We start from the raw sequence: 11789 nt of genomic DNA on the forward strand, positions 1-11789 counted from the left end.
GGTCAGACATTTTACCGCTCGTTTTTCGAACGGTGAATCACGCCACCCGGCGGAAATCAATGGGTCCTGACCCTAGCATCTTCAGATCAGCATAATCCGACAGCAGCCGTAGCATCGCCATACACAGAACTACCCAAGCTGATCGTAGGTTGCCATGCCTCTGCCCATCTGCCGCAAGACACTGCCCCGTATCCTTGCGTCTACTATCAGTTGCTCGGTTCAGCGCTGCAATAAGTAGCCCCAAAAGCTTAACTGCTGCCGAACTACAAAACCGTGCACCCGCACCAGCAAGACAACATTCTGAGTTGAACAGGCCGCCCTTCCTTGCTTAAGTGCGAGAAACTGGAGGCTATAATGTCTGAAATTCAAGTTCTCGATACAAACGTACCTGCACTATTGAAACGCCTCAAATCTGGGGAATATTTAACACCTGAATTTCAAAGAGACTTTGTCTGGAACTCCGCCGCTGTAATTAGCCTGATAAACAGCATCATAGACTCCAAACCAATAGGGATGATCACTCTATGGGAGCAGGAAGATACCAGCGATCTGCAGTTAGAACACCTATCCATCCCTGATTACAGGCAAGACTTAGGGGGGACCGGCCCTAGTTACTTTGGGAACAATCAGGACAGGACCGGACGTTTTTTTGCAATATTAGATGGAAAGCAAAGGTCCACGGCAATTGCACTCGCTTTTGGCGGGCTTCGCGCCATTGACGGAAAATACAAACATTCCGGTCGTTATTTCTTGAATGTAGCCGCGGAAGACCCCCTGGATCGTATCCTTTATAAATCTGAGAAAGAAATTCAGAAAGATGGTTTAAACATACCGGCGACGGCTATTGGTAAAGGTCTCTTTCCTTTATGGGTAGATGATCCAGATTCAATTTATTCTGTTTGGATGGATTATACACAAAAGATTGGAAATCCAGAATGCTACCCTTCAGGGCAACTACCGCCTCAGGAAGAAATTCAGAGGAGGTACCAGGTACTCCAAAAGGCTTTCAACGGTATAATAAACACTAAACTTGCCGTTTATATTGTCCCCAAGAGTCAATCTCTTGGCGAAATTTGCGAAATTTTCGAAACCCTCAACACAACCGGAACCAAGGTATCTACAGTCGACCTTATCCATTCCTGGCTGTATGCCGACACCGTTGGACGCGGGTCGCAACCGATACTACTCAGGCAAGAAATCGACGAACTTGGCGAGTACGATGGCGCAGTTGGCTGGTCATCCTCCAAAGAGCGGCCCGAGCTAATTGCACAGATCGCTGCGGCAATTCATGTTGCGCTCGACAACAAGCCAGAACCTAGAAGCGTATCCGGCGCTAAGGTAACACGAATTTCGTCAATCAAGTCACCTGACCTCTTGGCAGTACCAGACCGTCTGTGGGAAACCTTTTTCGATAGAAAACAAGACGTAGCAAAGTTCCTGGGAGACATGCAGGAGGCCGTATCCGGCGGCCGCTTCAGCATGAATCAATGCCCTTATCCAGCGAGTGCTACAATCTATATGGCACTCCGCTGGTACAGGGAATTTGATGCTCCCAAGTCGGTAAACTGGGACCAACAGCACCTGGACAATCTGTTTAGAGCATTCTTCTGGCGAAATGCATTTAGCACACGTTACGATCAAGGTTTCTTAACAAAAGTGGGACGAGACATTGCAGACTTCAAAGCTTTTCTTGGATCGAACTCAAGTACAAACTTCGAAGACTGGAAGAGTGTGGCCAACACTTGGCTCGACAAACTCATCCCAACCGAAGGGCTGAAATATGAGATAGACAGGTCGGTTTCGGATGGCTCTCTATCCGGAGCCCTTAGGAAAGCGGCGCTACTTCTACTTTACACGAAGTCTCGTAAAGACGTAGTAGACCTCTCTCTCGATATTCAGAATATGAATAACACGCCTCAACTTCATCATATTTTCCCTCGTGATTGGTGCGCAAACAATCGCACTGGCGCGGCTAAAGAATATCTGGATCCGAAAATCTCTGAATACGAGTGGGTCAACTCCCCAGCTAATTTAATGCCGATGGCGCGGTCCTCGAACCTAAAGTGGAAAGCTCAAAATCCTTCTATGGCGATAGATCAGCTAGGTATAAATTCTAGCGAACAAATCGATGAGTTTGATAGGTACTTTGTAGATGCGAAATGCCTTGGTTTTCTTAAACAAGGAGCTGACGGTCTAGGCAATTTCATGAAGCATCGCGCCGCACTGATCTCTAACGAGTTAGATCGAAGACTTTATGTGTGATCATCGCTATGCTTCAAGTTAGCCCGACGATCTTAGCAGCCCTAACGGAACCGACTGTCAGCACTTTACGTGATCTCATAGTCGAGTATGGATTTTCACTTTCTGAGCCGCTTACAGCTCTAACTGCGCTGCAAGAGGTCTTGGATAACTTTGAACTTGATGCGGATCCTCCGATTGGTCGCCTTGGTCTGGACGACGAAAGAGTCTTAAAAAAGAAGCTATCACAACCACAAGTTTCATCGCGTGTACTTGAACTGATAGACCAGGGGGAAGGGCCTCGTGTAGAGTTTAAGTCCAGCATTTTTATCAGTACCAAAAAGAAACAATTCAACCCTGGTATTTCTATTGAAGAGTGCGTCGATGATTCCTTGAAAGAGAAAGTGGCAAAGGAGATAGCGGCGTTCCTGAACGCCGAAGGAGGAACTATACTTTTTGGCGTTACAGATGACGGCGATTTACGTGGCTGTGAAGACGACTTCTCTACTTTTTCTTCAGGCGGCAGCCCTGGGGACAAAGCGGACCTGATCCTCAAACAGATAGTCAGTCAGCATTTTCGTGAACCTGACAACATATTCTATCATTTGAAAATCGATTGCGTGGACATAGACGGAAAGCATATCGTCATGCTTTCTGTGGCGAGCAGAAAGCAGCTCGCGTTCCTCAAAAGTTCGAAGCCAAGCCAACTGTATTTGCGCGTCAGTTCACATGCACTTCCGATTCCCTACGAAAAAATCGAACAATATTATAATCTCAGTAAACTTTAGGCGACAGCGCCCGTTGCTTGGTCACCAAAGTGCACCACCTGGATTTCTCAAATTTCCCTGTGGCCAAATCTAGGAGAGTGGCGCGAGTTCATTATGCGAGGCCCACAAAAAAGGTGCACCGGGTTCGTTTGGGTTAGCATCGGGTCGCGCCAAGACTACCGCCTTCTCGGACACTTGCCGGACACAAACAAAAAGGCCTCGAGCGGGCAGTTGCTCTGAGGCCTTGTTTTATTGGTTGCGGGGGTAGGATTTGAACCTACGACCTTCAGGTTATGAGAGCGCTCCGGGCCTCTTGCACCACTTGCGCCAAACTTCGCCACTCTACCCTATCTTATTGTTATCGCTTATTTTTCGTTGACGCACCGTTCTACCGGCTTCTACCTCTTACCCCGTAATTTGCTTCCAGTTGCTTCCACAATGCTTCCACGGAAGCGGGGCAGAAAGAGGATAACAGATGCCGAAACTCACCAAACGCGCCGTCGAAGCGCTGCGTCCCGAGGCGAAGGATTACTTTGTCTGGGACAGCCAAATTGCCGGGTTCGGCGTTCGCGTCATGCCCTCCGGTGCGCGGACCTATCAGGCGCAATATCGGAAAGGAGGCAGAACCCGGCGCGTGTCGGTCGGTCGGCATGGCAAGATTACCGTCGATGAGGCGCGCAAGCTCGCCAAGGAAATCATGGGCCAGGTCGCACGCGGTGAAAATCCCGCCGAAGAAATCTCACTGCACCGAAAGGCCCCTACCGTTGCCGCGCTTTGCGAGCGGTTCTTCGACACTCATGCAAAGGAACGCTGCAAACCCTCCACGCAGAAGGAATATCGGCGTGCAATCGACCTGTTCATTGTTCCCGCGCTTGGGAGCTTCAAAGTGGTGGACGTGGAGCGCAAGGACATTGCCGATCTGCACCACAAGTTCCGGGGCAAACCATACCAAGCCAATCGAACCCTTGGCGTGCTTTCCAAGATGTTCAATCTGGCCGAAGTCTGGGGCCTGCGCCCGGACGGCTCCAACCCGTGCCGCCATGTGCCGAAATATCGGGAAATCAAACGCGAGCGCTATCTCAGCCAGCATGAGCTACAACGGTTGGGACAAGTCTTGGCCGACGTGGAACGGGAAGGCAGCGAAACGCCCTTTGTGGTCGCCGCCTTCCGGCTGCTGATCCTGACCGGCTGCCGCCTTGGGGAAATCCAAACTCTGAAATGGGAGTACATAACCCCGCATGGCATGGAACTGCCGGACAGCAAGACCGGCGCGCGGCGCATCCCCCTGCCCCAGCCAGCGCGGGACGTCCTGGCGAACCTGCCCCGCACCCCCGGCAATCCTTATGTGATCGAGGGTAAATTACCGCGCAAATATGCCACCGATTTACAGCACCCTTGGCGACGCATCCGCGAGCGCGCCGGTCTGCACAATGTGCGCATTCATGATCTTCGGCACACCTATGCGTCAAATGCGGTTTCCTCAGGAATGCCAATTCAGATGGTCGGGCGGCTCTTGGGACATACCCAACTGCAAACCACCATGCGCTATGCTCATCTGGCGGATGATCCTGTCCGGCGCGCGGCAGAGGAAAACGCGCAAAGGCTCGGAATGTCACTGAATATACCGGAAAATCAGGTCAGGAAATTTCAGGTGATTTCGTGATATTTCGATCCAGAAATTTCATTTCCAAGCGATCTCGAAAGATCAGCAAAAATCCGAGCTCAAGAACTGATTCGGATTGCTTAGAAGCAATGCTGAATTTTCCTGACAGGCCGTGATTTCTGCGCATTTATCTTCATGCGAGATATGAAAAGTCATGAAAAATCACTAAAAGTACTGATTTATCAACATTCACAACCATCTGAATATTAAGGGAAAGTAAGGGTATCAGAGACAAACGGAGTTCAACAATTGCTTGCAAACATCGATACCCAAAACAGCGCGGAAAACGCCGTCGCCAACGACTACCTGGACGGCTTCATTGACGAGACCATGGCCGCCGACTTCCTGTGCCAAAGCGTGCGCACCATCCAGAAATGGCGCGTCACCGGCTTTGGGCCGAAATTCTACAAATCGGGCCGTTCGATCCGCTATCGCCGTCGCGACTTGCTCGCTTGGGGCGACGAGCGCCGCCGTAAAAGCACCACGCTGAGCGGCGTCTGAGTTTTGCCCGTGCGGGGCTGGCAGCGCCGTGCGGGATTTTGGGGCCGGAAGGCTCTCAGGGGCGCGGGCGAAACGGTCCCGCGCCCTTTCTCATTCCACAGATCAAACCGAAAGCGACAAAAACAATGGCGAACCAGCCTGCACAGAAATTCAAGATTGGCCTCATTACGGCCACCGTTTGGGACAATGACGGCTTCTACACCGTCGATCTTTCCCGCGCCTACAAGACCGATACGGGCGAATGGCGTAATACCGGCAGTTTCCACCAAGGCGACTTGCTCAATCTCGCCAAATGCGCGGAGCGCGCCGAAATCTGGATTGGCCGTCAAATGAATGCCAGGTGATACCAGCGCCGGGCCATGGCCCGGCCCCAAAACCAATGCTGCCCCGCCGGAGGCACTAAGGGGGCCAATGGCCCCCGCCCTTTTCCCTCACATCTCAATTGAAACCAGCGGCCAGAGTGCCGCGCAGGAGGGGGGACATGTAACACCCCCCTCCACGAATACGAAAGCGAAGAGCAGCGCATATGAACGCACAAATCCTGCATTCGGGTTTTGATGGTCTGAAATTCACGCTTCAGGCGCAGATACCGACAAACCTGCGCGCCGACCTGGCGGACGCGAAACACTGCGCCAAGCGCGACAACGCCGAATACGTGTTGGATTGCGGCCCGGTTAAGTTCAACGTGACCGGTAAAGGCGCGCGGGGTTTCACCGCTCATACGGGCGATCATGGCGCAGTCTGGCTGTTCCAAGACTCTGACGACCCAATCCCGAACAATCCGCCCATCACTATCGACTTCCGCGCCTTCGGACTTGCCACGGGCGGCTTGCGCGTCGCCGAAGACCATTTCCGCGCTTGTATGGCCGCTCTGGCGATCCCCTACGCCGACAATCAGTTGCGGGTGACGCGGGCCGACTTTGCCGTCGATTTCCTCGCGCCATGGTTCGAACCTGACCGCGAAGCCTTAGTAGCCCCACCTGGCACCAAGATCACCGAATACACTGGCATAGACGAAACCGCGACCGTCTCGACCGGATCGCGTGTGCAAGGCCTTCGCGCCGGGGCCATCGCAAACCGGCAACTGGCGATCTATGACAAGCGCGTCGAAGTAATTCAGCAAGGCAAACTCGGCTGGCTGGAAATCTGGAACGCCGCGCGCCTTGCCCAAGGCAACCCACCGCTTGATTTGAAAGATCGCGATGCGTCGCAGGTCTGGCGGTTCGAACTGCGGCTTGGTTCCAAACAACTCCGCGACAAGTTCCAACTCCGCGACTGGACCGACATTCGCGATATGCTCGGAGACGCCTTCACAGACGCTGTGAAGCGCATCCGTTACTGTACGCCCTCGGCAGACCAGAACCGTGCCAGATGGCCTGAACACGAACTGTGGCGGCAGTTCGAGATGGTGGTTGGCAATGACCTTGACGAGAACTGCTCCGGCGTCCGGCCCAGTGATGTGGCCGAAGCGAACCGCGTTGCGAAAATGCGAGAACTCGACGCTCAGCTTGCCGGACTGCTCGTAACCCGGGCGGCGGTGTCCGGAGTGACCGCGGACGAATTCACGGACTTCCTCGGCGGGCACATCGAAGCGCTACAGCGGTATATCGACGAACATCCAACGCCGCTGACCGAACGGCTTGGCAAGGCCGCCGCGCGCTACAGGTGGACTGACTGACAGAATGGGCGGAGAGCAGCTGTTCGCCGCATCCTCGACGAACGGCTGCAGTGCGCAGGGAGCGGACACGCTCCGGCAACCCTGTGTCGCGCGCCACCCCGACCTCTATGACTTTAGCAAGAGATCAACCAAAAGCTCAGCCAAACGTCAGACTGGAGGAAGAAATGGGTCTCAGGTCGCGATTAGTAGTCGGTGAAGTATGATAGGCATGGGGCAAGGACATCCATAAGCTGTCTAAGCTTCAAACTGATCAACTACTACTGTCGCCGTTGACGCATCGGATCAACGCCATCCACCCAGTCCGCTTTCGGAATCTCTTCGGCTGATCCCACGATGTATTTTACAAGCCGCCCGCCAGAGGTTTCAACGCGCTCGCCAACTATTCGGATGGTGCCCATACGTCCGAGGGAATATTGATCCATGCTTGCAATGAGGGAGGTCGTCGTTCCGTGTCGGTAGTTGTCGCGAAGGGCGAATGGGATGGTCGTTTCTGTTTCCGGGCTGTAGAGACGCCCGTTGCCGGTGAGAATGTTGAAGGACGTGACATTGCTGTCAAGCGTGTCGTATGTCCCGACCGGCTGAGCTTTCAGGTTCTCTTTGGTGTATTGGTCCAGCTTGACAATCTCAGCTCCGCTACGGTCAAGAATGATTTCATCTGCCGTGCGACCGATTGCGGTATGTGCCCGGGTAAGGGGAGGTTCAATTCTCTGACTGATTGCAGTCAGTTCGTCCCCCTTCAGCTTTTTGAGGTATTTCTTTGCCCCTTCGGGAAAGTCTTCGCCAATTCCCATTGCCTGCTTGAAAACGTATCCAATCAGCCCGTTGATGTAAGGTGTGACAGTGTTCATTGCGTAGCTGCCCACAACAACTGTTAGAAACGGGTTTTCCTGAACTAGAATGTTGAGGTCATAGAATAGGCTCCCTTGTTTCGGTGGGGAAATGAAGATTTTTGCAGACTTCGAAAGGTCTCTAGAATATCGGAGCCGTCCGGTGATTCCGTAATTGAGGGTGAGGCCAAGCGCCCAAGAAAAACCTTCGATGCTATGCCCGGCGGGATGTGCTTCGAGCATATGCCTTTCAGCATCCCGCCCTTCGAACTTGAGCTTGTAGTTGATCCAAATCGATTCTGAATGACTCAATGCACTACCCTAGGAATTTCCGTTCTTGATATGGCCCGCATAAAACGGGCCTCTCAGTTCTCGTTGCCATCAAAGAGTGACGATTGCCCGCGTGGCGCATCCGCTGTCGTGAAGTCGCCAAGAAGCGCCTTAATTGCATCTGGCGTCAAAGGTTCCGCAAGCTTGTCCCCATTGAACTCTAGCACACGCAACACACGGCGGTTCTTAGGCCGTCCATCAGTCACCTGAAATGCCCACTGCAGCTTAAGGAAGTGTTCATCCACATCGAAGTGGATGAACAGTCGATCCGAGCGCGCGTCAAATTCCCATGGCAATACCTCGGTCATAAAATGGTCAGAGCCTCCACCTCTGGTGGAAAACCTAGACCGGCTGAGGCTTCGTGGGCAAGAATTCTTTTCGACGTCAGAAGCTTATGACCTGCTACAGTCTTCATACAACCGGGCTACGGTCGCGGCTGGATGAAAGACCCGTGGCAGGTCAGCCCCGCACAGCTGCCCTTCCGGGTCTGCATCATGCTGCAAACTGAAACGAACGGCCACTTTGGAGAAGCCGAGACGCAGCGGAGGCCGTCATAGCGAATGTCTGGAAAGGGGCAGGAGCCGCCGTGCCCGGTCGATACGCCGAAGGTCGGCTCTGGGCCGATGGCAACTGCGCCTCCTGGCCAAGTCGGAGCCACAGCGTCAAGCGGACAACTTATCCTCAAGCTGAACAAACTTCTCACCGAGCAGTGGTGTTGCGAAGCGCCACGGTACGAACACCTCATGCGATCCGAAGGCGTATGGTAGTACCTCATAGGGACTGAAATTGATCGTCAGCCCGCGGTCGTCGAAGTTATATTGCGATGCGAGATCCCAAGTGTACTGCCGATCCTCAAAGGAATTCGAAATGAAGTCCTCAAGCCCCTCACCATCGAACATCGCGAGAATGACCTTCTTGCAATATTCTACAAGCCGGAATGCTTTCTCGTCGTCGTGATCGAGCAGGTCTTTGATCGAACAATAACCGAATTCAGGCCCGAGAAAGTTCAATGTTGTGATGCCATGGTTAGGATGCGCGCCACCCGCATACCAGTAGAGTGATGATCGGACTGAAAGGAAGTCACCACGGCGGAAAAACTCCTGCATCGTGAATCCCCATTCATGTGGGGCGTTGTAGTCTTTAACCTGCGCCTTATCGCGGTCGCCCATCCGATTAAAGTCGGCAACTGCGCCGACAAATCCACCAAGGGCTTCCGAAGCAAGGCGAGCATTAACAAAATCCCAATAGACGCCATCAGCCGGATACTGAATGTGATCCGATGAAACGTTATAGAACTCTGTCGAAACTGAGGACTCGACGCGCGACGGTTGGACAGTGCCACCCACTGCCCGGGCCTTTTCGATGACCGTCGTCGTCTCTGGCGCAGCACTGGGGGCAGCGCGGCTTAGTTGTGCTGCCCGCTTCGCAACGGCTTGCGCAAGCTGGTCACGCCATGAATCTTCGAAGTAGTCGATGTATTGGAAGCGGATCAGTTCTGCGGGCATTCGCAGGTCATCCAGCCGCATAAATACGACGTAGGTAGCGCCGATAGGTTGGTCTTCGACCAGCTTGAGCGTCTGTTTGATCTCTCGATTTACCACGCCAGGTCGCTCGAATATTTCGGCGGAGACTAAGTGGACGACGAAGTCAGCCGTTTGTTGTGCTACTGCCCGTTCCCGGTCCCAGTCATCACCACCAACGAGCGCTTCCTTGTCGAACCAGACGTCGTCATTCACACTTTTTAAGAAGGAATAAACTTTACGCGCCGTCTCGAGATGTTCAGAAGCGTAACCAAGGAATATCTTCATTGCTGGTCCTTTTACCGATCACCGCGCAATACAACCTTAGGCAAAAGGGAGGCAAAATAGAAGTGAGTGCAATAGTCGAACGGCAAGTCTGTCCTCTCTGCCTTCGCTAAATTAGGCAGGCAGTTGCGCTAAGCATGAATGACCGCTTCGAGGGAACGCACTGCAGCATATCGCCGCCATCTCCAAGGTCCGCTAAGGGCCGACAGAAATCCCACACGAGCCTCGACGGGTTCACCCAGAGGGAGTATCACCACGGTCAGTAGAGGACCAAAACCTAAACTGGGCGAACTAACGAACGTAGACTTTACGGGGCCAAGTCACCTGAGGCAGAAAAATGTATCTCGCGCAGCACATGCTCTCCCTTCTCGAAGAGGGATCGAAATCACGAAATCGCGTCGCACTGGCGCAGGTGGGTCTGCTATCCCGCTGGGAACAAGCCGCCGGTCTCTTTCGGCACGTCCTCGACGACTACGAGTTGTTCTCCTTTGACGAGAGCGCTTTGATCCCGGCCTCCGACATTCGCACGGATAACGAGCGCGGTCTCCTGGGTATCGCTGGTCATGTTACGAAGAAGCCTAGGCGTCTTTTCATAGAATTCAGTCAGGATGATCTTGAGAGAACAATGCCCGAGTTCGACTTCGGCTATGCCGAAGACATTCAGGACCGGCCGCAGCACTACGGGATCATCAAACGACGAGGATGCCTACTCGACATTCTCGGGGACGGGCGGTGCGTCATCCAGACCATCAACCGAATGCAACTGAACTACGACAAGCGCGACCTTCGGAAGGAGGGTTTGTCTCCGGCCGAAGCCAAGTTCGTTGTCGACATGATGTCTCTCCAGCCGTCCTCTGTGCAGATCCAGGTCGACATGGCCAAGGATCTGGGAACGACCCGGGACGAGTTCGACGCAACGCTGCCCAATGACCTGACACAGAAAGAGGTCGAGGCTCGTTGGGCTCGTTACCAGGTCGATAAGCGCTTCTGGGGCGAGATGAGCGATACCGCCCGTAACACGGAATATGAAGGCAGGCTCAACCCGCTCGAGGACTACATGGTCGAGGTCAATGGCATCTTCCAGGCCGGGATTGCAATGGCGGCCGTGTTGGAGTTGAATGATGCTGAGAAGACGCCAAGGCCAGTCATCGTGCCGCGCAAAGACAGCGGGTCGACCAAGAAGCGCAAGCAGGCGAGCACAGAAGTCGTAGAGATGCCCGGGAAACGGAGCATCAGCGTCGTGACCATGCACCTGAAGGAGGAGATCCTGGTTTCCATGCGCAATCCGGAGGACCGGGTTCCGGCCAATCCCTCCAAGCAGGGGACGGGGTCACCGAGGGCGCTGCATTACGTGCGCGGCCACTTGTTCCTCGCCCGCAACGGCCTAATCGTTTACCGAAAACCCCACTTTCGGGGGCAGGCAGGTCTGAGAACGCTCAAACGGGTCGTCGGCTAAAGCCACTAAGCTCAATGCTCTTACTCTTGAGGGCAGGCTGCCCTTCAAGCTCGATGGGATCGGCCAAGAGCTCCAAGTCACGATGCAGCGGCTTCGAAGAGACATCGGTGATCAGTGCAACTGAGACCAATGGCTTTCTGATCAGGATTGATCGCTTCATTCCGAGCGGGCAAGGCCTACTTTGTCCGCGCTGCGGGCCTTCAAGTGGCCAATGATCGTGTACTCTCAGCGAAAGTCCGGAATGATGGGTCGCGACGCAGCGGAACCGATTGCCGGTGAATGTCCGCTCAGGGCCGTTGGTGCCTGCCCCAGTCCGGCATTTCCGTGTTGCGCAAAAACAACGCCGTCAGTTCGTTTCATTTGCTTCCACGTTGCTTCCAGCGCGGGGATCGCAACGCGAACGGCCGCCCTTGGGCGGTCGCTAACGTATTGATATTGCATGTAGATTTTTGGTTGCGGGGGCAGGATTTGAACCTGCGACCTTCAGGTTATGAGCCTGACGAGCTACCGGGCTGCTCCACCCC

The 11789-nt window shown here is 53.8% G+C and carries 10 protein-coding genes; 7 read left to right on the top strand and 3 right to left on the bottom strand.

Annotated elements, in window-relative coordinates; genetic code table 11:
• Nucleotides 1-354: 354 nt before the first annotated feature.
• The 6 genes from IT775_RS20675 (at nucleotide 355) to IT775_RS20700 (ending at nucleotide 6847) form a co-directional block, all read left to right on the top strand.
• On the top strand, nucleotides 355-2262 hold the full coding sequence (locus IT775_RS20675) for a DUF262 domain-containing protein (RefSeq protein WP_212703149.1): 1908 nt from the start codon (nucleotides 355-357) through the stop codon (nucleotides 2260-2262).
• Nucleotides 2259-3026: an AlbA family DNA-binding domain-containing protein gene (locus IT775_RS20680; RefSeq protein ID WP_212703150.1), complete on the top strand. Its 768-nt coding sequence runs from the start codon at nucleotides 2259-2261 to the stop codon at nucleotides 3024-3026. The genes IT775_RS20675 and IT775_RS20680 overlap by 4 nt, the downstream gene beginning before the upstream one ends.
• A gap of 454 nt (nucleotides 3027-3480) precedes the next feature.
• Nucleotides 3481-4668, top strand: a complete 1188-nt coding sequence (locus IT775_RS20685; RefSeq protein WP_212703151.1) for a site-specific integrase — start codon at nucleotides 3481-3483, stop codon at nucleotides 4666-4668.
• A gap of 249 nt (nucleotides 4669-4917) precedes the next feature.
• Complete coding sequence (locus IT775_RS20690; RefSeq protein WP_343231173.1) at nucleotides 4918-5169, top strand: helix-turn-helix transcriptional regulator; 252 nt, start codon at nucleotides 4918-4920, stop codon at nucleotides 5167-5169.
• 125 nt (nucleotides 5170-5294) lie between these two features.
• The gene (locus tag IT775_RS20695; protein WP_212703152.1) at nucleotides 5295-5513 is read left to right on the top strand and encodes a hypothetical protein; all 219 of its coding nucleotides are present in this window, start codon (nucleotides 5295-5297) and stop codon (nucleotides 5511-5513) included.
• A gap of 182 nt (nucleotides 5514-5695) precedes the next feature.
• Nucleotides 5696-6847 (top strand): hypothetical protein, encoded by a 1152-nt coding sequence (locus IT775_RS20700; RefSeq protein ID WP_212703153.1) that lies wholly within the window; start codon nucleotides 5696-5698, stop codon nucleotides 6845-6847.
• A 257-nt stretch (nucleotides 6848-7104) separates the two neighbouring features.
• Here the strand turns inward: IT775_RS20700 and IT775_RS20705 are convergent, their stop codons facing one another.
• The 3 genes from IT775_RS20705 to IT775_RS20715 all read right to left on the bottom strand — a co-directional run bounded on the left by IT775_RS20705 (nucleotide 7105) and on the right by IT775_RS20715 (nucleotide 9812).
• Nucleotides 7105-7986 carry a DUF7946 domain-containing protein gene (locus IT775_RS20705; RefSeq protein WP_212703154.1) on the bottom strand — a complete coding sequence of 294 codons (882 nt, stop codon included), beginning with the start codon at nucleotides 7984-7986 and terminating at the stop codon, nucleotides 7105-7107.
• 53 nt (nucleotides 7987-8039) lie between these two features.
• On the bottom strand, nucleotides 8040-8312 hold the full coding sequence (locus IT775_RS20710; protein WP_212703155.1) for a hypothetical protein: 273 nt from the start codon (nucleotides 8310-8312) through the stop codon (nucleotides 8040-8042).
• Nucleotides 8313-8666: 354 nt separating this feature from the next.
• Complete coding sequence (locus IT775_RS20715; RefSeq protein WP_212703156.1) at nucleotides 8667-9812, bottom strand: TIR domain-containing protein; 1146 nt, start codon at nucleotides 9810-9812, stop codon at nucleotides 8667-8669.
• Between the two features lie 334 nt (nucleotides 9813-10146).
• Here IT775_RS20715 and IT775_RS20720 point away from each other — a divergent pair, with 334 nt between their 5' ends.
• A complete protein-coding gene (locus tag IT775_RS20720) occupies nucleotides 10147-11265 on the top strand; it encodes a hypothetical protein (RefSeq protein ID WP_212703157.1) in 1119 nt (372 codons plus the stop codon).
• Nucleotides 11266-11789 lie beyond the last annotated feature (524 nt).

Source organism: Thalassovita aquimarina (assembly GCF_018219815.1).
GTDB classification, from domain to species: domain Bacteria; phylum Pseudomonadota; class Alphaproteobacteria; order Rhodobacterales; family Rhodobacteraceae; genus Thalassobius; species Thalassobius aquimarinus.